The following is a 26,228-nucleotide window of genomic DNA, read 5'->3' as shown; positions in this document are numbered from 1 at the left end:
TTCGGTGCGTCCAACGCACCCAATGTGGCGTTCGGTGCGCCCAACGCACCCAATGTGGCGTTCGGTGCGCCCAACGCACCCAATGCCACATTGGGGCGCTTGAGACCCGGGCCGGCGGAAATGCTGAAGGGCTCCTTCGAGGGGCGGGAGGCGGTTTCCGGCGCGCCCTGGAAGGAGCCCTTCAGACCCCCGGCGAAGTGAACGTCCGACCGCATGTCTAGTGGACAAAAGTTGTTCGGTGTCCGCGCGGCGGCACCGAACAACAACGCCGAACAACTTCAGGGGCAGGGCGGGGTGTATTCGAGGCCGGGGAGGCTCGCCGTCCACTCGGCTTCCGTGATCCGGGGTGATGTCGCCGCGCAGATTCTTTCGGCCGCCCGGTCAGGATCGGTTTCCGACAACCGTACCGTTCCGTCCGCGACCGCGCTCACCAGCGTGTGGCCGTCCGGGGCGTACCGGACGTCGTAGACGCGGTCCATCTCCTCGAGCAGGACCGCGTACGGCTCGAAACGGGTGGTGTCCCACAACCGGACTGTGCGGTCGTAGCTGCCGGACGCCAGTGTCCGGCCGTCTCCGCTGAAGGACACCCCCATCACGTTGTCCGTGTGCCCTGCCAGCACAGCCACCTCGTGCGCCGGGGCGGTGACGTCCCAGACCCGGACCGTGCGGTCCGCGCTGCCGGTGGCCACCTTCCGGCCGTCGGGGCTGAAGGCGATCGAGAAGATCGTGTCGGTGTGCCCCTCCAGTTTCGCCAGCGGCCGCGGGGCCCGGGGCGCCGAGACGTCCCAGAGCCGGGCGGTGTGGTCCCAGCTCGCGCTGGCCAGCGTGCGGCCGTCGGGGCTGAACGCGAGCGCGTGGACGTCGTCGGCGTGGCCCTCGAGCTTGGCCATCTCCACCGGGCGGGTGCGGTCGGCGAGGTCCCAGAGCCGGACCGTGTGCCCGTCGCCCGCCGTCGCGAGGATGCGGCCGTCCGGGCTGAACGCGACCGCGTCGATGTCGTCGTGGGTCCGGTTGAACACCACCGGCGGGCCCGGGCGGGCCGGGTCGGTGATGTCCCGCAGCGTCATCGTGTGGTCCCAGCTGCCGGTCGCCAGCGTCCGGCCGTCCGGGCTGATCGCGACGCCGCAGACGGCGTTGCCGAACCCGCCGATCGTCGCGAGGGGGCGCGGCGACCCGGCGGCCGTGACCTCGCTCAGCCGCACGGCCTGGTCGTAGCCGCCGGTGGCGAGCAGCTTGCCGTCCGGGCGGAAGGCGGCGTGGCACGTCCGGCCCGTGTGCACCGGCACGGACGGCCCCGGCAGCTCCCACAGCCGGGCGGTCTGGTCGTCGCTCGCCGTCGCGAGGGTGCGGCCGTCGTGGGTGAACACCGCGGAGACGACCGCGCCGGTCTGGCCGGCCAGCGACGACAGCTGGCGGGGATGCCGCGGGTCGGCGACGTCCCAGAGCCGGGCGGTGCGGTCGAACCCGGTGGTGGCGAGGGTGCGCCCGTCGGCGGTGAACGCGACCGACCGCACGATCGCCTTGTGCGCGGCGAGCGCCGAAAGCTGCGCCGGGTGGGCCGGGTCGGTGATGTCCCACAGCCGCGCGGACTGGTCCTGGCTCGCCGTCGCGAGGGTGGTCCCGGCGGGGTTGAACGCGACCGAGTGCACGACGTCGGTGTGCCCGGCCGCGACGCCGAGCTGACGCCGTGAAGCGACGTCCCAGACCCGCGCGGTCTTGTCGGCCGACGCCGAGGCGAGCAGGCGGCCGTCGGCGCTGAAGGCCAGGTTGTTGACGTACGAGGTGTGCCCGGTCAGCTCGCCCACCGGCCGCGGGCGGGCGGCGTCGGCCATGTCGTACAGCCGGATCGTGCCGGCGACGTCGGCGGTCGCGAGCAGCGGTCCGGCCGGGCTGAAGGCGACGGCGTAGGCCTTGCCCGGGTGTTGTTCGACGACCACGCCCGGCCCCGGCCGCGCCGGGTCGGAGACGTCCCAGACGCGGACGGTGCCGTCGAAGCCCGCGGTGGCGACCGTCCGGCCGTCGGCCGAGAAGGCGACGTTGTTGACGTTGCCGGTGTGACCGGCGAGAACGCCCAGCGGCGCCGGGTGGTGCCGGTCGCGGACGTCCCAGAGCCGGGCCGTGCCGTCCCAGCTGGCCGTGGCGAGGACCTGCCCGTCCGGGCGGAGGCCGACCGTGTTGACCCGGCCGGTGTGCCCGGTGACCCGTGTCGCGTACGGCGTCGCGAACATGGTGAGCACGCTGCTGCGGGCTTCGGGGCTCGGGTCCAGGCGGTACGCGGCCAGCGCGAGCTGGGCCGCCAGCGCCGGGTTGGTGCCGCGCATCTCCTGCGCCTGGCCGGCCACCTTCTGGGCCAGCGCGCTGTTGCGCTGGTCGGTGGCCGTGGACTGGGCGCGCACGGCGTAGACGGTGGCGGCCACGGCGAAGACCAGCAGCACCGCGAGCAGCGCGACCAGCTGCCGCAGCCGGCGGGAGCGGCGGCGGTCGCGTTCCTGTTCGGCGTGCTCGACGCCGAGGCTGGCGTCGAGGAACCGCCGTTCCCGCCGGGACAGCGCGGAGTCCTGCCGCGCGGCCCACTCCCGCGCGATGGCCAGCCGGGTGCCGCGGTAGAGCCAACCGGAGTCCTCCTCGACGGACTCCCACGCGTCGGTCGCTTCGGTGAGCTGACGGTGCACGCGCAGCCCTTCGCGGTCCTCGGTGAGCCACTCGCGCAGCCGCGGCCAGCCGCGGATGAGGGCTTCGTGGGTGATCTCGATGCCGGTGTCGTCGAGGGTGACCAGCCGGGCCGCGGCCAGCTCGCCGAGCACGACGGCGGTGTCTTCGTCCTCGGTGTCGATCTCGGCGCGGCTGATCCGGCGCTTGGTGTCTTCGGTGCCTTCGCCGAGCGCGGTCATCCGGAGGAAGATCTGCCGCGCCAGCCGCTGCTGACGTGCCGACAGCTTCGCGAAGGTGGCTTCGGACGTCTGCGCGATGGCCCGCTCGATGCCGCCGGTCGACTCGTATGCGGCCAGGGTGAGCGTGGTGCCGCGGCGCCGCCGCCACGTCTCCAGCAGCGCGTGCGAGAGCAGCGGCAGCACGCCCGGCCGTCCGGTGGCGTCCGCGACGAGCCGGGAGACCAGGGCGGTCTCGACGCGGTAGCCGGCGTCGACGGCCGGGCGCGAGATCGCCTGCCGCAGCTCCTCGGTGGTCATCGGGCCGACCAGGACCTGGGCGTCCTGCAGGACCTCGGCGAGCTCCGCGTGCCGCGCGCAGTGGGTGTAGAAGTCGGTGCGGACGCCGAGCACCACCCGGGTCCGGCTGCCCGGTTCGCCGGTCGCGGTGACGAGCGCGTCGAGGAACCGCCCTCGTTCCGCATCGTCCTGGCAGAGCGTGAACACCTCTTCGAACTGGTCCACGACCAAGACGAAGTCCTCGTCACCGCTGTCGGCCAGCTGGCGGGCGGCGAGCCCGAGGTTGCGCGGGTGCGCGGCGAAGTCGTCGCACAGGGCGCCGGGCGCGATGCCGAGCGCGGCGGCGAACTTGACCGCGCACTCCTGCAGCGGCCGGGCGCCCGGGGTGAGCAGCACCGCGGGCCCCTTGACCGAGGGCAGCAGGCCGGCCCGCAGCAGGGACGACTTGCCCGAGCCGGACGCGCCGAGAACGGCGAGAAAACGTTGTCTCCCCAGCCGTTCGACGAGTTTTTCGACGAGCCGTTCCCGCCCGAAGTACCGGCCCGCGTCGGCCGGGGTGAAAGCGGCCAGGCCGACATAGGGCGGAATTTCCCCGGGTTGCGGTTCGGGCGGTGAATCGGCACCGTCCCGGCGTGATTCGTCGGCGACGGCGTGCCAGCGCTCTTCCCATTCCCCCGGCTCCCCGCCGCAGGCCCGGACGTAGGCCAGGGTGACGGCCAAGCTGGGGAGTTTCCGCCCGCCGGCGGCTTCCGAGAGCGTGCCCGCCGAGTAGTGCGCGCGCCGCCCGAGCTCGCGGTAGGTGGGATTTCCGGCGCTCTCGCGCAAACGCCGGAGATCGGCGGCGAATTCGGTCAGCAGATCGTCCCTGGGCTCCAAGGGTCGCTCCGGACGCGGCACCCGTCCTCCTGTTTCTCATTTCCCGATTCGCCCCACCGTAGCCAAAGACGCGAGATCAGGTGGCGGATTCCAGCCGACGGCGAACGGCTTCGGAGTCGACGCCCAGCTCCGCGAGCAGCTCGGCCGCCGGGTCGGGCGGGGTCAGCTTCACCAGCGCCCGCAGCAGCCGCGCCGGATCACGCGGCCGCGGCGTCCCGCGGATCGCCTCGTCGACGACCGCGCGCGCCCCGGACGTCAACGCTCCCCGTGTGAGTTTTCCGCGCCGCGACGGGACTTCGGCCGGGCGGAGGCCTTCGACGTCGATGCCGAGCGCCGCAAGCGCCGCCCGGTCCAGGCGGTCGAGGGCCGCCCGGGCGTCGGCCAGGCCGGTGTCGAGCACGAGCGCGCTGTCCGGGTCGTGCAACAGGCCCAGCAGCAGGTGTTCCGTGCCGAGCCGCCGGTCGCCGCGGCGGCGGGACTCCTCCAGCGCCGCCGTCACCACCGCGGCGAACGGGCTCTTCGCGATCAACCGGTCGAGCACGAGTCCCTCACTTCCCGTACTTCGCGTGCACGGACTGCCGGGCGACGCCGAGCGCGTCGCCGATCTGCTCCCACGACCAGCCGCGCTCCCGCGCGTGCGCGACGGCCGCCGCTTCGACCTGCTCGGCGAGCCGGTGCAGGGCCCCCACCGCCCGCAGCGCCACCGCCGGATCCGTTTCCGAGACGCGTCCCGAAAGCTCTTCCGCTTCCATGGCATGTCAGTCTAGCCTGACAATCTCGTCAGTTTGAACTGACACGAAGGAGGGCGTCATGGAGATCGCGGTGATCGGAGCGGGCCCGGTGGGCCTGATGCTGGCGGCGGAGCTGCGGCTCGGCGGGGCCGAGGTGGTGGTGCTCGACCGGCGGCCCGCACCGGACGAGCGGCCGCGGGCGAACGGGCTCGTCGGCCGGGTCGTCGAGCAGCTCGACCACCGGGGGCTCCTGGACCGGTTCCGGGCCGAGGCCGCCTTCGCCGGACCGTTCCCCGGCTTCCCGTTCGGGCCGGTGCCGCTGAACACGCCCGTGCCCGGACTGATGCTGCAGCAGCCGCGGATGGAGGCGCTGCTGACCGAACGCGCACTCGAACTCGGCGCCGAAATCCGGCGCGGGCACGAACTCGTCGATCTCGGTACCGTGCGAGGCCCCGACGGCGACTATCGCCTGGACGCGCGGTACGTCGTCGGCTGCGACGGCGCGCACAGCCGCGTCCGCGAGCTGGCCGGCATCGGGTTCCCCGGCACCACCGACGGCGAACTGCTGCGCCTGGGCCACTTCCGCGCGGACGCGCCGCTGTTCGCCACGAGCGGCCGCGGCTGGCGCCGGCGACCCGGCGGCCGCGTGCTGGTGACGTCGCTGACCCCGGGTGTCGTGATCGTCGGCGTCCGCGAAGTGACGCCGGAGCCGCCCGGCGAACCGACTCTCGACGAGTTCCGCGACGCCCTCCGCCGGGTCCTCGGCGAAGACCTTCCCCTCGGCGAACCGCTGTGGCTGTCGCGGACCACGAGTTCGGCGAGGCTCGCGGAGCGGTACCGGGCCGGGCGCACGCTGCTGGCGGGCGATGCCGCGCACCTCTTTCCCGCCGGCGGGTCTTCGCTCAACGTCGGGCTGCTCGACGCCGTCAACCTCGGCTGGAAGCTCGCCGCCGTCGTGCGCGGTTCGGCTCCGGAAAGCCTCCTCGACAGCTACCACGCCGAACGGCACCCGGTCGCCGCGCGGACGTTGACGCAGACCCGCGTCCAGGCCCTGCTCGACCGCCTGACCGGCGAGGACGGCGATGCCCTGCGGACGCTCTTCGGCGAGCTGGCCGCGTTTCCCGAAGCGACGCGGCACCTGGGTGAGCTGCTGCGGGACACCGACGAACTGCCGTACGTCCCCGACCTGCCGCTGACCGTCGGCGGCGAGCCGACCCGCGTGGCGGAGATCATGCGCGCCGCGCGGACCGTGCTGTTCGACTTCGCCGACCGGGCCGACTTGCGGGAAGCCGTCGGCGAGGACGTGAAGATCGTCACAGCGTCCTGCCCGGACGCCCCGGCCGACGCGCTGCTCGTGCGCCCGGACGGCGTCGTGACCTTCCGCGGCGGTGATCCGGCGGCGCTGCGGGAAGCAATGGCGGCACCGGGGCGTTGACCCCGGTTGTGAGCTCACTGCCTGACGTGCCGCTGTCCGTGCTCGACCTGTCCCCCGTGTCGGAGGGGAACACCGTCGGCGAGACACTGCGCAACACCCTGGACCTCGCCCGCGCCGCGGAACGGCTGGGCTACCACCGCTACTGGCTGGCCGAGCACCACAACATGCCCGGCATCGCCAGCTCCGCCACGGTCGTGCTGATCGGCCACGTCGCCGACGCCACCGAGCGCATCCGCGTCGGGTCGGGCGGGATCATGCTGCCCAACCACGCTCCGCTGGTCGTCGCCGAGCAGTTCGGCACCCTGGAGGCGTTCCACCCGGGCCGGATCGACCTCGGCATCGGCCGCGCGCCCGGCACCGACCAGCGCACCGCGCTCGCCCTGCGCGGGCCGGGTGGGCTGTCCGCGGAGAACTTCCCGGAGCACCTGCAGGAGCTGATCGGCTACTTCACCCACTCGGAGGCCCGCGGGGTCAACGCGGTGGTGGCCGAGGGCAACCAGCCGCCGGTCTGGCTGCTCGGCTCGAGCGGCTTCAGCGCCCAGCTCGCCGGGCGGCTCGGGCTGCCGTTCTCCTTCGCGCACCACTTCGCCGCGGAGAACACCATCCCGGCGGTGCAGCTGTACCGCGAGAACTTCCGGCCGGGGGTGCTCGACGAGCCGTACGTGATGCTCGGCGTGTCCGTGGTCGCCGCCGAGACCGACGAGCGTGCGCGGTTCCTCGCCGGTCCCAGCGGGCTGACGTTCCTCAGCCTCCGCCGCGGCCGCCCGATCGCGCTGCCGACGCCGGAGGAAGCCGCGGAGTACCCGTACACCGAGATGGACCGCGCGTTCCTGGCCGAACGCTTCGGGTCCAGCATCGTCGGCTCGCCCGAAACCGTCCAAAAGGGACTCGAACAGCTCCTGGCCGACACCGGCGCGAACGAGCTGATGGTCACCACGATGGTGCACGGCCACGCCGACCGCGTCCGCTCCTACGAGCTCCTCGCCGCCCTCAAGTCTTGACGTGCCGGAAGGGCCGACACGCGTGATCGGGAGGTCGACACGCGTGATTGAAGGGTCGACACGGCGGGGCGCGGGCTCCCGCGGCGTGTCGTCTCCCCGATCACGCGTGCCGACCCTCCAGACACGCGTGTCGTCCGTTCCGGCGCGCGGGAATTGACAAAACGGGGTAGTTTGTCAAGCTCGGGTTCGACCGGGAGGTAACTTTCTTCTCCACAGTTGACAACAAGATCGGGTCCGTTTGTCAGCGACGCACAATAAATGCGGGGTTACCAGCCCGTGACCCCGTGATCCTGCTCAAGTTCTTGTCTCCCGCCAGGGCCGTCGTTAGCGTACCGACCAGTAGGAAACGGCACGGTGTTTCCCCGAGACCGTGAATGGCCGAGAATTGTTACCCCGTTCGGACCATTTCCCTTTAGTCAACTCGGGTGAATTCGGCCTGCCGCCGAAACCGCTGGAGGCACACGAATGGCCGAACGGACGACGACGCCGTCGTTCCCGGGGGCGGCCGCATTGCGGCAGACAGGCCGGCTCTACGGGCTCGGCCTCGACGTCGTCCGGCTGACCTTCCGCCGCCCGTTCCAGGTGCGGGAGCTGATCCAGCAGTTCTGGTTCATCGCGAGCGTGTCGATCCTGCCGACAGCGCTGGTCTCGATCCCGTTCGGCGCGGTGATCGCGCTGCACATCGGCTCGCTGACGACGCAGATCGGCGCACAGTCGTTCACCGGCGCGGCGAGCGTGCTCGCGATCATCCAGCAGGCCAGCCCGATCGTCACGGCGTTGCTCATCGCCGGCGCGGGCGGCAGCGCGATGTGCGCGGACCTCGGCTCCCGGACCATCCGCGAAGAGATCGACGCCATGGAGGTCCTCGGCGTCTCGCCCGTCCAGCGGCTCATCGTGCCGCGGGTGCTCGCCGCGATGGGGGTCGCGGTCTTCCTCAACGGCATGGTCAGCGTTGTCGGCGTGCTCGGCGGCTACTTCTTCAACGTGATCATGCAGCACGGCACCCCGGGCGCCTACCTGGCGAGCTTCTCGGCCCTGGCCCAGCTGCCCGACCTGTGGATCAGCGAGATCAAGGCCCTCATCTTCGGCTTCGTCGCCGGGGTCGTCGCCTCCTACCGCGGGCTCAACCCCAAGGGCGGCCCGAAGGGCGTCGGCGACGCGGTCAACCAGTCCGTGGTCATCACGTTCCTGCTGCTGTTCGTGCTGAACCTCATCCTCACCACCGTCTACCTGCAACTCGTCCCGCCCAAGGGGAGCTGAGCGTGACCACCACGGACCTCCCGAGAACAGCTCGCGTGCGCGAGGCCGTCGACCGCCGGTTCGGCTTCCTCGACACCCTCGGCGACCAGATCCTGTTCTTCCTCCGCGCGATCGCCTGGACGCCGCGGGCGATCCACCGCTACCTGCGTGAGATCACGCGCCTGCTGGCCGAGGTCAGCTTCGGCAGCGGCGCGCTCGCCGTCATCGGCGGCACGATCGGCGTGATGATCGGGATGACCGTCGCCACCGGCACGGTCGTCGGCCTGCAGGGCTACTCCGCGCTGAACCAGGTCGGGACGTCGGCGTTCGCCGGGTTCGTCTCCGCCTACTTCAACACGCGCGAGATCGCGCCGCTGGTGAGCGGGCTCGCCTTGTCCGCCACGGTCGGCTGCGGCTTCACCGCGCAGCTCGGCGCGATGCGGATCTCCGAGGAGATCGACGCCCTGGAGGTCATGGGCATCCCCAGCGTCCCGTACCTGGTGACGACGCGGGTGATCGCCGGCTTCCTCGCCGTCATCCCGCTCTACGCGATCGGGCTGCTGTCGAGCTACCTCGCCTCGCGAGAGGTCACCGTGTTGTTCTACGGCCAGTCCGCCGGTACTTACGACCACTACTTCCTGCTGTTCCTGCCCCCCGGCGACGTGCTGTGGTCGTTCGGGAAGGTCCTGGTGTTCAGCGTCGTGGTGGTCCTGGCGCACTGCTACTACGGTTTCCGCGCGAGCGGCGGCCCGGCCGGCGTCGGCGTCGCGGTCGGCCGCGCGGTCCGCACCGCGATCGTCTCGATCAGCGTCCTCGACTTCTTCCTGTCCCTGGCGATCTGGGGCGCGACGACGACCGTGCAGGTGGCCGGATGAGACGGGAAACCCGCCGCAAGGCCGGGATCCGCACCGCAGGCGTGCTGTTCCTGGTGGTGATGGGCGTGCTCGTGACGCTGTCCATCAAGGTGTACGACAAGGACTTCGTCAGCACGGTCCCGGTGACGCTCAAGGCGAGCCGGATCGGCAACCAGCTGTCCCCGGGCGGCCAGGTCAAGGCCCGCGGCGTGCTGGTCGGCGAGATCCGCGGTGTCCGGGCGACACCACAGGGCGCCGAGATAGCACTCGCCCTCGAGCCTGACAAAGTGGACATGCTCCCCCGCGACGTTTCCGCGCTGCTCGTGCCGAAGACGCTGTTCGGCGAACGCTACGTGCAGCTGTCCATCCCGGACGGAACGCGGGCCCCGCACCTGGCCGCCGGCGACGTCATCGAGCAGGACCGGTCGGCCAACGCGGTCGAGCTGGAACGGGTCTTCGACAACCTGCTGCCGATCCTGAAAGCGGTCCAGCCGCAGAAACTGGCGACGACGCTGACCGCGGTTTCGACGGCCCTGCAGGGACGCGGCGAACAGCTCGGGCAGACGATCGACACGGCCGCGGCCTACCTCAAGAACTTCAACCCCGACGTCCCGCAGCTGACCTCGGACCTGCGCGACCTCGCCAAGGTTTCCCGCCTGTACGGCGACATCGCCCCCGACCTGCTGGACGCGCTCACCGCCTCCGCCGTCACACTCGGCACGGTCAAGGAGAAGGAAGCCGACCTGGCCGGGGTGTACCAGCAGGTGACGTCGTCCTCGCTGGACGTCGCCGGGTTCCTGGCCCGCAACCGCGACAACCTCATCTCCCTGGCCGCCGACAGCCGGGCGCCGCTGGAGATCGCGGCGAAGTACTCCCCCAGCTTCGCCTGCACCGTGGGCGCGCTCGACGCTTTGCGGGGCGCCATGGACAAGGTCCTCGGGGCGGGCACGAACGAACCGGGCATGCACGCCGAGGTCGCGGTGACCACCAACAGCGGCAAATACGTGCCCGGCAAGGACGACCCGCGGTTCACCGGCGGCGGCGAGCCGCGCTGCTACCCCTCCGGTGTCGCCCCCACCACGGGCACCGCCGCGGTCGCACCCGGCAGCGCCGGCCATCCCCTGCTGACCGGCGGCCAGGGCGACCTCGGCGTCGCGAACTCCCCGCAGGAACAGCAGCTGCTGGCCACGCTGGTCGCCCCGACGATCGGCGTCCCGACGGCCCAGGTCCCCGATTGGAGCAGCGTGCTGGTCGGCCCGCTCTACCGCGGCACGGAGGTGAAGCTCAAGTGAGGAACATCGCGGCCCCGCTCATCAAGAGCATCATCTTCATCCTCGTCACGGCACTCGCGACAGTCCTGCTGGCCATCTCCATCACCAACTCCGGTGTCGGCGCGGGCCAGCGGTACTCGGCGAAGTTCCTGGACGCCACTTCGCTCAACGTCGGCGACGACGTGCGCATCTCCGGCGTCCGCGTCGGCCAGGTGGAGTCCCTCGACATCAGCGACCACAACCGCGCGCTCGTCCGGTTCTCCCTCGACTCCGGACGGCGGCTGCCCGCCGACGTCCGCGCGGTCATCAAGTACCGCAACATGGTCGGCCAGCGGTACATCGCCCTCGAACGCGGCGCCACCGGCACCCGGGACCAGCTGCCCGAAGGCGGCGAAATCCCGCTGGACCGCACGACACCGGCGCTGGACCTGACGGATCTGTTCAACGGCTTCAAGCCGCTGTTCCAGGCGCTGTCGCCGAACGACGTCAACGAACTCTCCGGCGAGATCGTCCAGGTGCTGCAGGGCGAAGGCGGGACCGTCGAAAGCCTGCTGCAGCACACCGGTTCGCTGACCACCACCCTCGCCGGGCGCGACAAGGTGATCGGCGAGGTGATCGGGAACCTCAACTCGGTGCTCAAGACCGTCAACGGCAAGGGCGACGCGCTGGCGAACCTCGTGTCGACGCTGCGGCAGCTGGTGTCCGGCCTGGCCGGCGACCGCGCCGCGATCGGCGACGCGATCAGCGGGATCGGCGCCCTCACGCAGTCCACCGCCGGGCTGTTCGAGCAGGCCCGGCCGCCGCTCAAGGACAGCATCGCCGGGCTGCAGGGCCTCGCGGGCAACCTGGCCCAGAACCAGTCCGATGTGGACAGTTTCCTGACCAACCTCCCGGTCAAGTTCAACGAGATCGGCCGGACCGCCTCCTACGGCTCGTGGATGAACTTCTTCCTCTGCCGCGCCACGCTCGAAACCACGCCCCCGCGCGGCGTGTACGTCCCCACGCCGAGGTGTGAGTCGTGAAGTCCTTCAAGGAGCGCAACCCGATCGTCCTGGGCGTGGTCGGCAGCGTCGCGCTGGCCGCCCTGCTGACCGTCACGTTCAACTACGACAACCTGCCGATCGTCGGCGGCGGCACCACCTACGAGGCCGAGTTCTCCGAGGCCGCCGGCCTGCAGCCCGAAGACGAGGTCCGGATCGCCGGCATCAAGGTCGGCGAGATCCGCGAAGTCGCGCTGTCCGACGACCACGTCCTGGTCACCTTCCGCGTGAAGAACGCCTGGATCGGCGACCGCACGTCCGCCGAGATCAAGATCAAGACGTTGCTGGGCCGCAAGTTCCTCGCGCTGAACCCGACCGGCGACGGTGTCCAGAACCCGGACCAGCCGATCCCGCGCACCCGGACCGTCACGCCCTACGACGTCACCGACGCGTTCAACGGCCTGGCCGACACGGTAGGCGCCATCGACACGAAACAGCTCGCGGACAGCTTCACCACGCTGTCCGACACCTTCCGCAACTCCCCCGAGCACGTCCGCACCGCGCTCGACGGGCTCAGCCAGCTGTCGAAGACGGTGTCCAGCCGGGACAGCCAGATCGCCGAACTGCTGGCCAACGCGCGGAAGCTGACCACGACGCTGGCGAACTCGAACGACGACTTCGAGAAGCTGATCGACGACGGGAACCTGTTGCTGACCGAACTGAACCGCCGTCGCGACGCGATCCACGACCTGCTCACCGGGTCCGCCCGGCTGGCCGACCAGCTGCGCGGCCTGGTCGCGGACAACTCGGCTCAGCTCAAGCCCGCGCTCGAGTCGCTGAACCAGGTCACCGACCTGCTGAAACGGCAGAACGACAACCTGTCCAAGGGCCTGCAGCTGGCCCAGCCGTACTTCCGGGTGCTCACCAACACGACCGGCAACGGTCACTGGATCGACGCCTACCTCTGCGGGCTGCTGCCCGAGAACCACGACCCCTGCACCCCGCCGAAGAACCCGGGAGGCGCCAAGTGAGCGCGCTGACCACGACCCGCACCGGCGTCCTGGTGAGCCGGTTCGTCGCCGCCGCGATCCTGCTCGCCCTCGTCGTCACGGCCGCGCTGTGGTGGGTGTTCTCCGGCTCCGGGCAGCACCACGTCACGGCGTTCTTCACCCGCGCGGTCGGCGTCTACCCCGGCTCCGACGTCCGGGTGCTCGGCGTCCGGATCGGCCAGGTCGACGCGGTCACCCCGCGCGGCGAGCAGGTGCAGGTCGACATGTCCGTCGACGGCTCGGTCGGGATCGCCGAGGACACGACACTGCTGGTGATCGCGCCCAGCGTCGTCGCCGACCGCTACCTGCAGTTCGGCAAGCCGGCCCGCGGCGGGCCGCGGCTGCCCGACGGCGCCACGATCCCGGTGCAGCGCACCGCGACCCCGGTGGAGCTCGACCAGCTCTACGCCAGCCTGGACACGCTGACCAAGGCCCTCGGCCCGAACGGCGCCAACTCCCAGGGCGCGCTGTCCGACCTGCTGAAGACCGGCGCGCAGAACCTGCAGGGCAACGGCCGCGCGTTCAACGACAGCGTGCGCAACTTCGCGCAGCTGGCGCGCACGCTGGCCGGGAACTCGGGCGACCTGTTCGGCACCGTCGACCAGCTCCAGCAGTTCACGACCATGCTGGCCACCAACGACCAGCAGGTCTCCACCGTGAACCAGCAGCTCTCACAGATCTCGACCACGCTGGCCGCCAACAGCGGCGAGCTCGCGCGGGCCCTCGACGGCCTCGGCCACGCGCTCGCCGACGTCCAGGCGTTCATCCGGGACAACCGCGGCGCGCTCAAGGCCAATGTGGACAACCTGGTGACGACCACGCGGACGCTCGTCGAGCAGCGCGAATCGCTGGCCGGGACGCTCGACTCCGTGCCGCTGGCGGTGACGAACGTGCTCCAGTCCGTCGACCCGAAGACCGGGCGGCTGCTCGGCCGCGGCGATCTCGACTACTACCTCCAGCAGTCGCTGCCGTTGCCGGTCACCGGCGACGTCTACACCAACGGGGGGCAGTGATGAAGCGCGTGCTGACCCTGGTGGCCGTCGGGTGCCTGGCTCTTTCGGGCTGCTCGGGTGAGTTCAAGGGCGTCTACGACCTGCCCCTGCCCGGCGGCGCCGACCTCGGCGACCACCCGTACTCGGTGACCGTGCAGTTCGCCGACGTCCTCGACCTGGTGCCGCAGGCCGCGGTGAAGGTCGGTGACGTCCCGGTCGGCCGCGTGCGGGAAGTCCGGCTGGGCGGCGACGGCTGGACGGCCGAAACGGTCCTGGAGGTCAACGGCGACGTCGTGCTGCCGGCCAACGCCGTCGCGCGGCTGCGGCAGTCCAGCCTCCTCGGCGAGAAGTTCGTCGAGCTGGCCCCACCGGACGGCCAGGCGCAGAACGCCGGGAACGGGCGGCTGGCGAACGGCGCCACGATCACCCTGGACCGGACGAACCGCAACCCCGAGTTCGAAGAGATCTTCGGCGCGCTTTCCCTGCTGCTCAACGGCGGCGGCATCGGCCAGCTGCAGACGATCAACCGCGAGCTGTCGAAGGTGATGGACGGCAACGAGGAGCAGATCCGCTCGTTCCTGTCCGGCGTGAACACCCTGATGACCGACCTGGACGCCCACCGCTCGGACATCACCGAAGCGCTCGACGGCCTGAACCGGCTCTCGGCCACCCTGGCCAACCGGCACGAGCAGGTCTCCGGCGCGCTCACCGACCTCACCCCGGGCCTGCAGGCGCTGTCCGACCAGCGCACCCAGCTCGTCTCCATGCTGCAGGCGCTGGACCACCTTTCGACGGTGGCCACCGACGTCGTCGACCGCAGCCGCGACGACATGGTCGCCGACCTGCGTGCCCTGGCCCCGATCCTCGGCCAGCTCGCCGCGGCCGGCGACAAGCTGCCGAAGTCGCTGCAGATGCTGCCGACGTTCCCGTTCCCCGACTCGGTGCTGCCGGCGGTGAAGGGCGACTACATCAACGCCTACGTGTCGATGATCCCGGCACCCGGCGTGCCGCTGCCCAAGCCCGGTGACGGCGTTCCGCCCGGTCTGCCGCCCCTCCCGCTGCCGAGCAGCGCCGCCCGCGCCTCCGGAGGCAGCTGATGCTCTCTCGCAGAGTACGGATCCAGGTCATCCTGTTCGTCGTGATCGCGCTGGCCACGACGGCGTTCGTCGGCGCGAACTACGCCGGGCTGGGCCGGCTGCTGGGCTCCGGCAGCTACACGGTGAAGCTGGAGCTGGCCGAAGGCGGCGGCCTGTTCACCAACGGCGAGGTGACCTACCGCGGCGTGGCCGTCGGCCGGGTCGGCGAGCTGCGGCTCACCGTGACCGGCATGGAGGCGGACCTGCTGATCGACGACGGCGCCCCGCCGATCCCGGCCAACTCCCGGGCGGTGGTGGCGAACCGGTCGGCGGTCGGCGAGCAGTACGTCGACCTCCAGCCGCGCACGGGCGACGCGCCCTACCTGGCCGGCGGCTCGGTCATCCAGCGCGAGTCGACGACGCTGCCGCTGCCGGTGAACAGCCTGCTGACCGACCTCGACTCGTTCACCGCGTCGGTGCCGACCCAGGACCTGCGCACGGTGGTGAACGAGCTCGACGACGCGTTGCGCGGCGCGGGCCCGGACCTGCAGACGCTGATGGACTCGGCGACGACGTTCACGCAGGAGGCGAGCGCCCACCTGCCGCAGACGTCGAAGCTGATCGGCGACGGCGCGACGGTGCTGCGCACCCAGGTCGACTCAGCGGCGGAGTGGCGCACCTTCAGCGGCAACGCCCGCGTCTTCGCCCAGCAGCTGGCCAAGTCGGACGGCGACCTCCGGCGGCTGATCACCTCGGCGCCGCCCGCGGCGACGGAGCTGAGCAGCCTGCTGAAGGAGAACGACCCGGGCCTGCCGATCCTGCTGGCCAACCTGCTGACGACGGCCCGGGTGTTCGGCACCCGCACGGCGGCGGAGGAGCAGCTGCTGTCCGACGCCCCGCGCGCGGTGGCGGCGGTGGACTCGGCGCTGGACCACGACAACAACCGGCTGCGGATGGGGCTGGTGCTGAACTTCAACGACCCGCCGCCGTGCCTCCAGGGCTACGAGAAGACGCCCCACCGGCCGAGCACGGACCTGACGCCGTTGCCGTTCAACACGGACGCGGCCTGCACGCTGCCGTACGGGAACGAAAGCTCGGTGCGCGGCACGCAGAACGGGCCCCACCCGGCGGTCCCGGCCCCGGCCCTGCCGGGCGGCCTGACGAGCCCGCTCGGGCTCGGCACCCAGGCGACGGCGACGAGCCTCGAGGAGATGCTGTGGCTGCGGTGAAGCTGAAGCACGCGGCGGCGGTGCTCGCGACGGCGGCCGCGGTGTTCGCGGGCTGGTCGGGCTACTCGTGGTACTCGGCGGCCAACGCGACCGAGGTGACGTACGGGGTGGCCCGCGACGAGGCGCTGACCAGCGGACGCACGCTGGTGGCGGAGCTGAACACCCTGGACTACCACGACGTGAACGCCGGCCTGAACCGCTGGCTGTCGGCCTCGACGGGCCCGCTGCACGACCAGCTGGCCCGCACGGACGAGACGACGAAGAAGACCCTGGCGGCGAACGCGACGGTGGCCACGGGCCGCGTCCTGGACGCGGCCTTGAGCGAGCTGGACGAGCACGCGGGGACGGCGAAGCTGCTGGCCTCGGTGGAGATCACGATGGCGAAGCAGGGAACGGCCCCGGCGGTCAAGCGCAACCGCTTCGCGGCGGCGTTGAGCCGGACGCCGGACGGGTGGAAGCTCAGCGCGCTGGACCAGCTGCCGGTGGGTGCCCGATGAGCCGCGCGGACACCGTTCCGGAGGAGAGTGCGGCCATCTCCGCGGCAGACGACGGCGAGCCGACGCCTGTGCCGGCCGACGCGGCTCCGGCTGTTGTCGAGCCTGAAGCTGCGACCGACGAGACTGACGGCGAAGCCGAGTCCGGCGAACCGACCTCGGACCCCGGCGAGACCGAAGCCGAGGCCGCCGAACCCGGCCATCCCCGGCCCGCGTGGCGCCGCCTCCCCGTACTCCTCCTCGCCGCCGCCGTGCTGCTCACCGGCGCCGGCGTCTGGTTCACCCTCGAGGCCCGCTCAGCCGCGTCGAACCCCGCGGCCGCCAACCTCGCGCTCACCGACGTCGGCGCGACCGCCGACGTCACCTCGGCCGTCACCATCGCCATGAACCAGATCTTCTCCTATTCCTACGACCGCACCGACGTCACCGAAAAGGCCGCGGCGGCGGTGCTGCGCGGGCCCGCCAAGGATTCCTACGACAAGCTCTTCGCCGAGGTGCGGCAGAAGGCACCGGAGCAGAAACTCGTCCTCACTTCCCGCGTTTCGGCGATCGCCGTGCAAGAACTCCGGAATGGTCACGCGCGGTTGCTCGTCTTTCTCGACCAATCAGCCGTCCGAGCCGACAACAATGCGACCGACAGTGCCGCCGCGCAGCTTTCGGTGACCGCGGAGCACGCCGACGGCCACTGGGTCGTCACCGCACTCGAACCACGCTGAACCGTCCCGCACGAATAATCGCACTTCCGTTTCCGGGAGCACCCGGAAACGGACGGGAAAACGCAAAAGGAGGACAACCATGTCCGTGGCAACGCAGCTGAAGAGACTGGCCGTGCTCACGTCGGCGGCGGCCGTCGTACTCGGCGGGGTCGCGGTGACGCCGGCTTCGGCCGACGTCATCGAAATCCCCGTGTCCTACAGCGTCTCCGGCACCACCACGGTGAAGAAGACCGGCAGCACCATGAATCTCGGCCCCGGCACCCTCCAGGGCAACCTCGTCATCGACGACCAGACCGGCTCGGTCGGCCTCAGCGCGAACCTGACGCTGCCGCCGTCGCAGGCCGATTTCTCCCTGGCCGCCGGCCTGTTCCGGGTCAAGGCCAAGGTGAAGGTCGTCCCGCTCGGGCCGGCCACCGGCACCCTCGCCGACGGCACGCTGACCACGCACGCCAAGGCGAACATGGAGATCTCCGACATCTACTTCGGCATCCTCAGCCCGCCGACCATCCCGCTGCCGACCCTGCCCGGCGCCTGCCGGACGAAGACCCCGGTCGAACTGAACCTGGTCGCGCCGAACATCGACATCACCTCGCCGACGATCTCGCTCAGCTCGACCTACACCATCCCCGAGTTCAACAACTGCTTCATCGCCGACCTCGCGCTCGGCGCCCTGGTTTCCGGTCCGGGCAACACAATTTCGCTCGACCTGACCGCTCCCCAGAGCTGACCCGCCGGGTGGCGGGCGACCCGCCCGCCACCCGTCCGCTCAGCAGAGCGCGCCGGGATTTTCCTTCAGCCCGAAGCTGTCGTTGTCCCCGGCCGAGACGGCGAAAACCGGTCCGCAGACGCCGTCCAGCGTCGTCTCGCCGACGAAGTTGGTGCCCCAGGCGATGATGTCGCCGTTGGTCTTGAAGGCCAGGTTGTGGTTGTACCCGGCGTCGATGCCGACGACGTCGGACAGCGCCGCGTCCGGGACGGTGGCCTGCTGGTAGTTGTTCTGGCCCCACGCGTAGACACGGCCGCCCTTGAGCGCCAGGCTGTGGTTGAACCCGGCGGAGATGGCCGTGACCCCCGAGGACAGTCCGGCCGGGACGGTCGACTGGCCGTAGGCGTTGCTGCCCCAGGCCAGCACCCCGCCGTTCTTGAGGACCAGGTTGTGGTCGCCCCCGGCGGAAATCGCGGTCACCCCGGACTGCGCGGCCGCCGGCACGTCGGTCCGCGTGCCCCAGCTCACCACCTGCCCGCCCTGCTTCAGGGCCAGGCTGTGCATGTTGGACGTCGAGATCGCGATGACGCCGCTGCTCACCGAAGCCGGCAGGGTCGTTTGGCCGTACCAGTTGTTGCCCCAGGCGATGACCTTGCCGTTCTTGAGGGCGAGCTCGTGGCCCCAGCCGGAGGCGATCTGGCTGACCCCGGACTTCGCGTCGGCGGGGACCACGTTGGCGCCCCAGTTGTTCGCGCCCCACGCGAAGACCGCGCCGCTCTGCAGGGCCAGCACGGTCGTGCTGCCCGCCGACACGGCGGAGACCCCGGACAGCACGTTCGGCGGCGGGACCGTGATGGCGTAGTCCTGCTTCCCCCACCCGATCACGCCGCCGACGGTGGCCGCGGACGCGGGCGATGCGGACAAGGACACGGCGAGCGCCGCCGACACCGTCAATACGGCTCCCCTGAGCGTTACCCGTTCACATCGTGAAGTAACCGGCACAGTAGCCTCCTTTCTCCCGATTCGTTATCGGCGATTGCTCCGGCAAGATCGTGAATGGTAGACCGTAACGAGGGCCTTACGGCGGCGCGGTCGTTCTTTGTCAAAATCCGATAGAACATCCGCCGGACCTGTGTGTGACCGCACAAGAAACCCGGACCGCCCCGGCGGGGTGGGCTGACCGAGCCCCGAAGTCTTGTTCCGTAATGAACTCACGAGTAGCCTTCTTTTCGGCAGATGGACCTCCACCTCGCATGTCGGTGAATTATCACGTCCCGCCGCTCGGGGCAAAGGGGGCGGGCGATCGTGATGGGAGACCAGCGACGGCGAGCAATCGATCAGCCAAAGCCGAGACTGTACTGAATCAAAGGAGATGGGTATGTCCCGACTCAGCAGGCTGTCCGCCGGAATCGCGACCACCGCTACCGCCGTCGGCGCCATCGCGGTGCTGACCGCGGGCACCGCGGCCGCCGCCACGGTCACCTACACCGCCGGTGGCACCACGCCCCTGACCTACACCTGCTCGTTCCCGGGCATCACGCCGCAGCCGGTCCTCGTCACCTCGCACCTCGACGCGGACGACACCGTCCCGGCCGGTACCACCGTCACCCCGACCAACGTGGGCGGCTCCGCGACGATCAGCGCCGGTGTCCACGCGCTGCTCACCGCGGTCGGCTACGACGGCATCCGCGGCGTCGCCAACGTCCCGGTGACGGCGGGGGCGGGCACGCTGTCGCAGCCGGCGGCCACCGGGCTCAGCATCCCGGAGACCATCTACCCGGCGGGCGGCCCGATCACGGTGAACATCTCGCAGGTCGCGACGTCCAGCGTGCCGACCTACACCGCGCCGGCGACGGCGGGCACCGACACGCTGTCGATGGGCACCCCGGTCTCGGCGAACGTCGAGTTCCACAAGAAGTCCACCAACACCTGGTCGCCGTGGGCGATGACCTGCAACCTGAAGGTCACCAACCCGGCGCAGAACACCGCGTTCAGCCCGAGCATCACCGTCTCCTGACGCCGGTTCCCGGTGCGGGTCCCCTCGTGAGAGGGTCCCGCACCGGGATTTCCGTCTTTCCGCACCACGAACACACCAGGGAAACCGATGCCTCGTCGAGTCCGGCCCCGCTCCGTCACGGTGACCGCGCTGGCGGCCGCCGGCCTGCTGTCCGCGGCGAACGGCGCACTGACGGGGGTCGGTTCGGCCGCTCCCGGCCCCGCGGTCCCGCCGGACACCCAGGCGAGCGCGTCGGTCTCGGTGCACTGCCCGTTCGCCGACCCGCTCGGCCCGCGCGCGCTCACCGTCGAAACGACGGCGACGCTGCCCGCGCAGGCCAAGACCGGCACCTCGGCGAAGATCGGCGCCTACGCCGTCAAGCTGAGCCTCCCCCGCGACGTCGCACTCTCGTTCCTGCCCGCCGGCGCCACCACCGGTTCGCTGCGCGGCACGGTGCAGCTCGACCTCGCCGTCCACCAGGGCGACCGCTCGGACAAGGTGCCGGTCTCCCTCGTCGTGGCCCCGACCCCGCTGCCGGAGACCGGCGACGTCGTCCTGACCGCGACCGGCACCGTGCCGGAGATCGCGATCAACACCGTCGGCCCCGTCACGTTCGACGTCACCGCGCCGGCCCTCACGCTCGAAGCCGTCCCGGCTTCCGACGCGCCCCCGGCCACCACCGCGCCGCCGAAGGTCGCGTGCACCCTCGACGAGGGTCAGCAGGCCACGCTGGGCAAGATCCTCGTGCTGCCGAAGGTGACACCGGGCACCAAGCAGAAGCAGTCTGCCGCGCTCGGCGACGTGACGACCATGGACGAAGAGCCGCCCCCCAACATCTACACCCAGCCGCTCGGCCTGGTCAGCGTGATCACGAACTCGCAGGTCAAGAAGCTGGGCGCCACTGTCGTCTCCACTCCGTCCCTCATCGTCAACGGGTTCATCAATGTGAACGTCGACACCGCCGAAGCGTGGATCACCGGCGCGACCGCCTTCAGCCCGGTCACCGCGACGTTCCTCGGCTTCGGGTTCGTGCCGGTGAGCGCGACGGTCGAGTTCCTGCCGGTCGAGTACCACACCCAGCGGATGATCCAGATGACCGGTGGCCTGTACACCGACGAGGTCTCCGGGCTCCCTTCCATGCGCGCGACCGTGGAAGTCATGGCCCGGATGAGCCACGCGGAGATCAACGGCGTCCCGCTCGACCTCGGTCCCGACTGCGTGACGAAGAAGCCGGTGCTGCTCAAGGTGAGCGGGCCGTACGACCCGTTCGAGCCGGGCGGCGTCGGCCACGTCGACACCAGGGAGGCGGGTGGCTTCACGTTGCCGGGCTTCTCGGGCTGCGGCACCGGCGGACAGGACCTGAACCCGCTGCTCGAGGGCATGAGCTCGGGCCCGGGCAACCAGGCCGACGTCTACCTCTACAACCTGGTGGGCTGCGAGACACCCGACCCCGCCGACTGCCCGCCCCACAGCAACCCGCCGCCACCGGGCTCGCAGACCGCGGCCGCGGCGGCGAAGAAGGCGGCGACGAAACCGAGGTAGCTCGAGGCGCACCTGGAGGGCACATGAACATCCGCCGTTTCCTGACGACGGCCGCCGCGACGGTCCTCGTCCTCGCCGGAACCGCCGGGACGGCCCGGGCGGACACGACGTTCAGCGCGCCTCCCGGTGTGCTCTACCTCTGCTCGTTCCCGGGTGTTCCGTCCCAGCAGGTGACCGTGGTGGAGGGGTTCACCGGCCCGGGCGCCGTCCTGCACGGCGAAAACTTCTCGATCACCGACATCTCCGGGACGATCTTCCTGAGCGCGGCCACGCGCAGCCTGATGCGGGCCGTCGGCTACGACGGCGTCCGCGGCAGCGGGATGATCCCGGTCACCGCGTCGAACGCCACCCCGACCTCGAGCGACGGCGGCTTCGTCTGGGAGCAGATCTGGCCCTCGCAAACCGGGACGATCGATTTCTCCGCCCGCTCCCAGTCGTTCGTGGCAGGCAACCCCGGCACGGCCGGGCTCACGATGGCCACGTCGTTCTCCCTGGCGCTGCAGTTCCACAAGCGTGCCAACGACACCTGGACGTCGTGGTTCATGACCTGCACCCTCAAGGTCACCAACCCGCCGCAGAACCCCGCGTTCACGCCGGACCTGCCGGTGGTCTGACCGGAGCGGCCACCCAGGCTCCGAGGGCGCCCAGCAGGCCGCGGGCGAACGGGTCCAGGAGCCGGTCGCCGTCCTGCTCGAACTCGGCGTAAGCCTCCCGCGCGGCCGCCACGGCCACCCGGAGGGCGTGCGGCGGAAGGGCCCCGGCCGTCAGGCCCGGTAGCGCGAGCAGCTCGGGCAGCGCCGAGATCCGGCCTTCCAGGAGGTCCGGCAGCGTGGTGTCGAGCCGGGTCCGGTCGCCGCGCAGGGCCAGGACGTCTTCGACGCGGAGGAACAACCTGCCCAAGGTCGCGCCGCAGGTCCGGAACGCCTCGGCGTCCGCGCCGCCGAGGGCCGCGCCGATGCGCAGCGGGAACTCGAACAGTGAGGCGAAGACCGCTTCGGCGCCTGCACCGGTCGTCACGACGGTGGCCCGCAGCGAGGTCAGCTCGCCCAGCCAGTCCGAAAAGGACCAGGCGAGTCCGGGCGCCGCCTCCGCGATCAGCCGCGACGCCTGGCCCAGCAGGTAGTCACCGGCGAGCACGGTCGTCGCGGATTCCCAGTCGACACCGCGTACCTCCCGCGGTGTGGCGGCGGGACCGACGAAGGCGAGCGTGCCGAGCGTCGCGAGTTCGATGGCCGCGGCGACGGACGCGTCGCCGCGCGCCGGGCCGTCGCGACCGGCCGCGAGGGCCGCGAAGAACCCGATCGCGGGCCTCAGCAGCAGTTTTTCCGTCCGGTCGACGGTGAACATCCGGGCCAGGAACGGCCAGTCACCCCGGACGGCCGACAGGCACACTTCGTCGCAGGCCGCGAGGAACGGCAGCACCCGGGCCCGGGTGGCGGCCGGCAGCTCCAGGGGTTCGGCTCCGGCGAGTGCGGACACGCCTTCGGGCAGCACAATGGCCCGGCGTCCTTTCACGTGGAAGGAGTGCTCACTGCCCGCACCGGCGGCGAGCACGCGCCAGGTGAGGTGGTACCGGCGGGCCGCGTGCCGCGACGTCTCGAAGTAGCCGACGAACGCGGCCGCCAGCGACCGCTCGTACTCCCGGCGAGCGGCCACCGGATCGTCCCGCGCGCTCAGGATGGCTCGAGCGGCCAGCCGTCCGGATTGGACGGCCCCGCTCAGCCCCTCGCCGGTGAACGGGTTGACCAGGCCCGCGGCATCACCCACCCGCAGCCCGCCGGGGCCGGCCGCCGAACCGGGACCGAACCCGCACGACAGCGTCCCGGACGCCATCGGGCCGTCCGGGACGCAGTCCCGCACACGGGGGTCGAGTTCGGCCAAGGCCTCGACCGCCTCGGCCATCAGCTCACCGGCCGGAACGGCGTCCAGCGCCGACGCGCCGATCGTGCACCCGCCCGGCACCGGGGCGAGCCAGGCACAGCGGGGACGCCCTCGCGGGTCGTCCGCGGGCGGAGCGAGCAACCTGAGCACGACCCGGTCTCCGGCAGCGGGTCCGGTGAACCTCCGCGCGCAGCTCACCCCGGTACCGGCGATGTGTCCCGCACCGCCGGCCAGCACCACGTGCGGGGCGTCCGGCACGGTCGGCCGGTAGTCGGCGCCGCACCGGACGGCGTGTTCCCGCAAGGTTTCCCGGAGGACACGGCTGTCGACGACGGCGTACCCGGCTTCGGGAACAGCGTGCGAGGTGCCGGCGTCGAAGGCGATCGTCACCGGGCGGAGCGGCCAGTCGTCGGTGGCCACCCCGATCGAGCGCAGGATGTCCCGCGCCGGACCGCTGAGCAGGACGTCGTACTCCGGCCCGCGGTCTTCGCGTCCGGCCAGCACGACGGGCATCCCGGCGCGGGCCAGCACGGCGGCGGCCACCGCACCGGCCGGTCCGGCACCGACGACGACGGCGTGGCTCAAGAGCGGCTCGCTTCGAGCATCCCGGCCAGCGCGCGGCGCGCGTGACCATCCGGCGTTCGGTTCAACGCGGCCCTGGCGTGTCCGAAGTGGACACCGGCGAGCGTGCGCGCGGCCCGCAGTCCGCCGTGTGCGGTGACCAGCTCCCGTACCCGCGGCAGGTCACCGCCCGAGAACGACGGCCCGAGCAGGAGCCGGCCCAGCTCTCCCGTCGTGTCCGCGCGCAGGGCGGCCAGCGTCGGCGCGCCGAACAGGCCGAGCAGGTGGTCGGTGCCCGCCGGCTTGTCATCGCCCGAGGCTTCGAGGTCGAGGCAGTCGTCGAGCACCTGGAAGGCGATTCCCCATTCCACGCCGAACTCGGCGAGCGCGGCGACGACCGCGCTGTCCACTCCGGACTCCACGGCGCCGAGCAGGCAGCACAACCGGAACAGCACCCCGGTCTTGCGCCGCACGAGGTCCACGTAGTCCGGCAACGACAACGCGGTGTCGAAGCCGCGTTCGACGTCGAGCAGCTCGCCGTGGGCCAGCTCGGCCACCGTCCGGCTCACCGCCGTGGCGACGCCCTCGCCGAGGTCGGCCGCCTCGGTCCCGGCGGCCGAGAGGCAGGCCAGGCCGGCGAGCACGGCCAGTTCCGGCCCGGCGGACCGGTGTGCCGCGGGCCCGCCGCGCCGGGTCGCCGCCCGGTCGATCACGTCGTCGTGCACCAGCGAAGCCAGGTGCACCAGCTCGACGACCGCGCCGAGCCGCGCCACCCGCCCGGCGTCGGCCCGGCCGAACCCGGCGCAGGCGGCGAGCAGCCGCGACCGCAGGAGCTTGCCGGGCCGGTCGACGAGCCCGCCGACGGCGTCGCGCAGCGAGGCGGAAAGCCCGCCGACGAGCCGGACGAGGTGGTACCGGACCGGATCCGCGGCCGTCGTCACCGGGACGAGAACCCGAAGGTCTCGTCGACCTCGAGCCCCGGGATCTGCCGCAGCGCCGCCACCACCCGCTGATACACCGCCAAATCGTTCATGTAGCCGAGCAGCTGAGTGCGCGTGAAGCCGGCCGAAGGCGCGATCACGTCGTCGAAGATCACCCACATCGCCTGCTTTTCCGGCAGGGTGACCAGTTCGGGCGAGAGTCCCGCGAAGACCGCGCGGATGTCGTCCACGTTCTCCTGGGTCAGCTGGACGGTCGAGCCGGGGTCGCCGAGCAGGCCGATGACGAGCCCGCGGTACTTGTCGTAGTACCGCCTCGCCTCGGCCTTCTCCTCCGGGCCGACGGTCGCCGCCTCGAACCGGTTCACGGCGACGTCGAGGTTCTGGTACACGAGCCGGACCACGAGGTTGCCGACGAGGCTCTCGCCGAAGAACTCGTCCCTGGCCTGGTCGACATAACCGTTGTCGTTCGCCAGTGGCAGGTCGTACAACGCCCCGGCCGCGCCGAGCATCCGGCAGGCGATCGCCGGCATCGGCGTGTAGGTCCGGCCGTTGCCGCCTTCGCACACGACCGCCCCGGAGTCGCCGACGAGCGAAAACCGCTGCGCGTAGATCAGGTCGGTGAAGTGGTAGCCGTCGACGAACACGGTCGCGGTCGTGTCCAGCACGACGCTCGACGTGTAGCCCGAACTGCGGCCGACCTTCTCGATGCGGCGGCCCTCGACCGCGGCTGCCGTCGAACCCGGGGTGAGCAGTTCGACGTCCAGCTGCGCCAGCACGGTGTCGATCTTGGCCATGAAGGTGCCGCCGTGGGCGCTGGCGAGGAACGCGAGCCCGATCGCGGGGTGGGTCGGGGAGATCGGCGCCATCAGGTTGCGCACCACCGTCGAGCTGACGCCGATGCCGGGCTCCAGCTGGGCGATCGCGGCGTCGGCGCTGTTCGGCACCCCCCTGACGAGCGGGATGGCCCGCTTGAACCGGGCGACGGTGTTCCCGGCGTCCGCGCCGCCGTCGAGCGGAGCCGGCTGCAGGATCCCGGCACCCGGTGCGGTGACCCCGAAGTTGGCCAGGACGTGGTTCGCCGAAAGAACGCAGATCGAACCATCGGTGCGGTCGCGGACCAGGCAGCCGAGGGTGCCCAGGGTGCCGTCGGCGAGCGAGCCGATGCTGCCGCCCTGCAGCGGAGGCCGGAGCCGGTCCGCGATCGGCGCCGGCGCGGCTGCCCTGGCGGTGGCGCCGGAGAACGTGAACTCGCCCGTCTCGACGACGTCCACCCCGTGCCCGCCGACCGTCGACGGCAGCAGCCGGCTCCGGGACACCAAGGCGGCACGGCGTTTCTTGCGGACCAGGGCGATCACGACCGGCTCTTCGGTGAGCTCACCCCCGCGGGTGCGGAATCCTTTGGCGACGCCCACGACGTTCGGGTCGGCGAGGTACTCGTCGGCCAGCCGGGCCTTCGCTTCGTCGAGCGCGGCCGCCGTTCTCGTGTCCATG

The 26,228-nt window shown here is 71.4% G+C and carries 23 protein-coding genes; 16 read left to right on the top strand and 7 right to left on the bottom strand.

Annotation, left to right across the window (positions count from 1 at the left end):
• Positions 1 to 278: 278 nt before the first annotated feature.
• The 3 genes from AB0G28_RS03545 to AB0G28_RS03535 all read right to left on the bottom strand — a co-directional run bounded on the left by AB0G28_RS03545 (position 279) and on the right by AB0G28_RS03535 (position 4,795).
• A complete protein-coding gene (locus tag AB0G28_RS03545; RefSeq protein ID WP_361082559.1) occupies positions 279 to 4,043 on the bottom strand; it encodes a hypothetical protein in 3,765 nt (1,254 codons plus the stop codon).
• A gap of 76 nt (positions 4,044 to 4,119) precedes the next feature.
• Positions 4,120 to 4,584, bottom strand: a complete 465-nt coding sequence (locus AB0G28_RS03540) for a Clp protease N-terminal domain-containing protein (protein WP_361082557.1) — start codon at positions 4,582 to 4,584, stop codon at positions 4,120 to 4,122.
• Positions 4,585 to 4,591: 7 nt separating this feature from the next.
• Complete coding sequence (locus tag AB0G28_RS03535; protein ID WP_013223678.1) at positions 4,592 to 4,795, bottom strand: helix-turn-helix domain-containing protein; 204 nt, start codon at positions 4,793 to 4,795, stop codon at positions 4,592 to 4,594.
• Between the two features lie 58 nt (positions 4,796 to 4,853).
• Between AB0G28_RS03535 and AB0G28_RS03530 the strand changes: the two genes are divergently transcribed.
• The 13 genes from AB0G28_RS03530 to AB0G28_RS03470 all read left to right on the top strand — a co-directional run bounded on the left by AB0G28_RS03530 (position 4,854) and on the right by AB0G28_RS03470 (position 17,837).
• Positions 4,854 to 6,209, top strand: a complete 1,356-nt coding sequence (locus AB0G28_RS03530) for an FAD-dependent monooxygenase (RefSeq protein WP_361082555.1) — start codon at positions 4,854 to 4,856, stop codon at positions 6,207 to 6,209.
• A gap of 8 nt (positions 6,210 to 6,217) precedes the next feature.
• Complete coding sequence (locus AB0G28_RS03525; protein WP_361082553.1) at positions 6,218 to 7,210, top strand: LLM class flavin-dependent oxidoreductase; 993 nt, start codon at positions 6,218 to 6,220, stop codon at positions 7,208 to 7,210.
• A gap of 465 nt (positions 7,211 to 7,675) precedes the next feature.
• Entirely contained in the window at positions 7,676 to 8,470 is a 795-nt protein-coding gene (locus AB0G28_RS03520) for an ABC transporter permease (protein ID WP_093950820.1), read from the top strand.
• A 2-nt stretch (positions 8,471 to 8,472) separates the two neighbouring features.
• A complete protein-coding gene (locus AB0G28_RS03515; RefSeq protein WP_361082550.1) occupies positions 8,473 to 9,324 on the top strand; it encodes an ABC transporter permease in 852 nt (283 codons plus the stop codon).
• Positions 9,321 to 10,595 carry an MCE family protein gene (locus AB0G28_RS03510; RefSeq protein WP_361082549.1) on the top strand — a complete coding sequence of 425 codons (1,275 nt, stop codon included), beginning with the start codon at positions 9,321 to 9,323 and terminating at the stop codon, positions 10,593 to 10,595. Before AB0G28_RS03515 ends, AB0G28_RS03510 begins: the two co-directional genes overlap by 4 nt.
• Positions 10,592 to 11,596: an MCE family protein gene (locus AB0G28_RS03505; RefSeq protein WP_361082547.1), complete on the top strand. Its 1,005-nt coding sequence runs from the start codon at positions 10,592 to 10,594 to the stop codon at positions 11,594 to 11,596. The genes AB0G28_RS03510 and AB0G28_RS03505 overlap by 4 nt, the downstream gene beginning before the upstream one ends.
• Positions 11,593 to 12,585, top strand: a complete 993-nt coding sequence (locus AB0G28_RS03500; RefSeq protein ID WP_361082545.1) for an MCE family protein — start codon at positions 11,593 to 11,595, stop codon at positions 12,583 to 12,585. The genes AB0G28_RS03505 and AB0G28_RS03500 overlap by 4 nt, the downstream gene beginning before the upstream one ends.
• Positions 12,582 to 13,616 (top strand): MCE family protein, encoded by a 1,035-nt coding sequence (locus tag AB0G28_RS03495; protein WP_361082543.1) that lies wholly within the window; start codon positions 12,582 to 12,584, stop codon positions 13,614 to 13,616. The genes AB0G28_RS03500 and AB0G28_RS03495 overlap by 4 nt, the downstream gene beginning before the upstream one ends.
• Positions 13,616 to 14,692 carry an MCE family protein gene (locus AB0G28_RS03490; protein WP_361082541.1) on the top strand — a complete coding sequence of 359 codons (1,077 nt, stop codon included), beginning with the start codon at positions 13,616 to 13,618 and terminating at the stop codon, positions 14,690 to 14,692. The genes AB0G28_RS03495 and AB0G28_RS03490 overlap by 1 nt, the downstream gene beginning before the upstream one ends.
• On the top strand, positions 14,692 to 15,900 hold the full coding sequence (locus AB0G28_RS03485; protein WP_361082539.1) for an MlaD family protein: 1,209 nt from the start codon (positions 14,692 to 14,694) through the stop codon (positions 15,898 to 15,900). Before AB0G28_RS03490 ends, AB0G28_RS03485 begins: the two co-directional genes overlap by 1 nt.
• Positions 15,888 to 16,397, top strand: coding sequence for a hypothetical protein (locus AB0G28_RS03480; protein WP_361082537.1), 510 nt, complete (start codon positions 15,888 to 15,890; stop codon positions 16,395 to 16,397). The genes AB0G28_RS03485 and AB0G28_RS03480 overlap by 13 nt, the downstream gene beginning before the upstream one ends.
• Positions 16,394 to 17,110, top strand: a complete 717-nt coding sequence (locus AB0G28_RS03475; protein ID WP_361082535.1) for a hypothetical protein — start codon at positions 16,394 to 16,396, stop codon at positions 17,108 to 17,110. Before AB0G28_RS03480 ends, AB0G28_RS03475 begins: the two co-directional genes overlap by 4 nt.
• A gap of 79 nt (positions 17,111 to 17,189) precedes the next feature.
• Complete coding sequence (locus AB0G28_RS03470; RefSeq protein WP_361082533.1) at positions 17,190 to 17,837, top strand: hypothetical protein; 648 nt, start codon at positions 17,190 to 17,192, stop codon at positions 17,835 to 17,837.
• Positions 17,838 to 17,876: 39 nt separating this feature from the next.
• Here the strand turns inward: AB0G28_RS03470 and AB0G28_RS03465 are convergent, their stop codons facing one another.
• Entirely contained in the window at positions 17,877 to 18,770 is an 894-nt protein-coding gene (locus AB0G28_RS03465) for a hypothetical protein (RefSeq protein ID WP_361082531.1), read from the bottom strand.
• A 424-nt stretch (positions 18,771 to 19,194) separates the two neighbouring features.
• On the opposite strand from AB0G28_RS03465, the gene AB0G28_RS03460 reads away from it, so the two are divergent.
• The 3 genes from AB0G28_RS03460 (at position 19,195) to AB0G28_RS03450 (ending at position 21,968) form a co-directional block, all read left to right on the top strand.
• Positions 19,195 to 19,833 carry a DUF6801 domain-containing protein gene (locus AB0G28_RS03460; protein ID WP_361082529.1) on the top strand — a complete coding sequence of 213 codons (639 nt, stop codon included), beginning with the start codon at positions 19,195 to 19,197 and terminating at the stop codon, positions 19,831 to 19,833.
• Positions 19,834 to 19,920: 87 nt separating this feature from the next.
• Positions 19,921 to 21,354, top strand: coding sequence for a DUF6801 domain-containing protein (locus AB0G28_RS03455; protein ID WP_361082527.1), 1,434 nt, complete (start codon positions 19,921 to 19,923; stop codon positions 21,352 to 21,354).
• A 23-nt stretch (positions 21,355 to 21,377) separates the two neighbouring features.
• Positions 21,378 to 21,968, top strand: a complete 591-nt coding sequence (locus tag AB0G28_RS03450; protein ID WP_361082526.1) for a DUF6801 domain-containing protein — start codon at positions 21,378 to 21,380, stop codon at positions 21,966 to 21,968.
• Here AB0G28_RS03450 and AB0G28_RS03445 read toward each other — a convergent pair.
• The 3 genes from AB0G28_RS03445 to AB0G28_RS03435 are packed head-to-tail and all read right to left on the bottom strand — an operon-like array spanning position 21,943 to position 26,227.
• Positions 21,943 to 23,820 (bottom strand): hypothetical protein, encoded by a 1,878-nt coding sequence (locus AB0G28_RS03445; RefSeq protein WP_361082524.1) that lies wholly within the window; start codon positions 23,818 to 23,820, stop codon positions 21,943 to 21,945. The genes AB0G28_RS03450 and AB0G28_RS03445 overlap by 26 nt on opposite strands.
• Complete coding sequence (locus AB0G28_RS03440; protein WP_361082522.1) at positions 23,817 to 24,737, bottom strand: polyprenyl synthetase family protein; 921 nt, start codon at positions 24,735 to 24,737, stop codon at positions 23,817 to 23,819. The genes AB0G28_RS03445 and AB0G28_RS03440 overlap by 4 nt, the downstream gene beginning before the upstream one ends.
• Positions 24,734 to 26,227 carry a hypothetical protein gene (locus tag AB0G28_RS03435; RefSeq protein ID WP_361082520.1) on the bottom strand — a complete coding sequence of 498 codons (1,494 nt, stop codon included), beginning with the start codon at positions 26,225 to 26,227 and terminating at the stop codon, positions 24,734 to 24,736. The genes AB0G28_RS03440 and AB0G28_RS03435 overlap by 4 nt, the downstream gene beginning before the upstream one ends.
• Between the last annotated feature and the right edge of the window lies 1 nt (position 26,228).

This window comes from Amycolatopsis sp. NPDC021455 (assembly GCF_040640995.1).
Lineage (GTDB): Bacteria > Actinomycetota > Actinomycetes > Mycobacteriales > Pseudonocardiaceae > Amycolatopsis.
The sequence above is the reverse complement of the archived record's forward strand: the minus strand, read 5'-3'. Positions and strand labels throughout refer to the sequence as shown.

Excerpts from the sequence above, each read along its gene's own strand:
- AB0G28_RS03470 (WP_361082533.1), top strand. The coding sequence starts at position 17,190 with ATGTCCGTGGCAACGCAGCTGAAGAGACTGGCCGTGCTCACGTCGGCG.
- AB0G28_RS03520 (WP_093950820.1), top strand. The coding sequence starts at position 7,676 with ATGGCCGAACGGACGACGACGCCGTCGTTCCCGGGGGCGGCCGCATTG.
- AB0G28_RS03435 (WP_361082520.1), bottom strand. The coding sequence starts at position 26,227 with ATGGACACGAGAACGGCGGCCGCGCTCGACGAAGCGAAGGCCCGGCTG.
- AB0G28_RS03455 (WP_361082527.1), top strand. The coding sequence starts at position 19,921 with ATGCCTCGTCGAGTCCGGCCCCGCTCCGTCACGGTGACCGCGCTGGCG.
- AB0G28_RS03490 (WP_361082541.1), top strand. The coding sequence starts at position 13,616 with ATGAAGCGCGTGCTGACCCTGGTGGCCGTCGGGTGCCTGGCTCTTTCG.
- AB0G28_RS03475 (WP_361082535.1), top strand. The coding sequence starts at position 16,394 with ATGAGCCGCGCGGACACCGTTCCGGAGGAGAGTGCGGCCATCTCCGCG.
- AB0G28_RS03535 (WP_013223678.1), bottom strand. The coding sequence starts at position 4,795 with ATGGAAGCGGAAGAGCTTTCGGGACGCGTCTCGGAAACGGATCCGGCG.
- AB0G28_RS03450 (WP_361082526.1), top strand. The coding sequence starts at position 21,378 with ATGAACATCCGCCGTTTCCTGACGACGGCCGCCGCGACGGTCCTCGTC.
- AB0G28_RS03485 (WP_361082539.1), top strand. The coding sequence starts at position 14,692 with ATGCTCTCTCGCAGAGTACGGATCCAGGTCATCCTGTTCGTCGTGATC.
- AB0G28_RS03510 (WP_361082549.1), top strand. The coding sequence starts at position 9,321 with ATGAGACGGGAAACCCGCCGCAAGGCCGGGATCCGCACCGCAGGCGTG.
- AB0G28_RS03460 (WP_361082529.1), top strand. The coding sequence starts at position 19,195 with ATGTCCCGACTCAGCAGGCTGTCCGCCGGAATCGCGACCACCGCTACC.
- AB0G28_RS03530 (WP_361082555.1), top strand. The coding sequence starts at position 4,854 with ATGGAGATCGCGGTGATCGGAGCGGGCCCGGTGGGCCTGATGCTGGCG.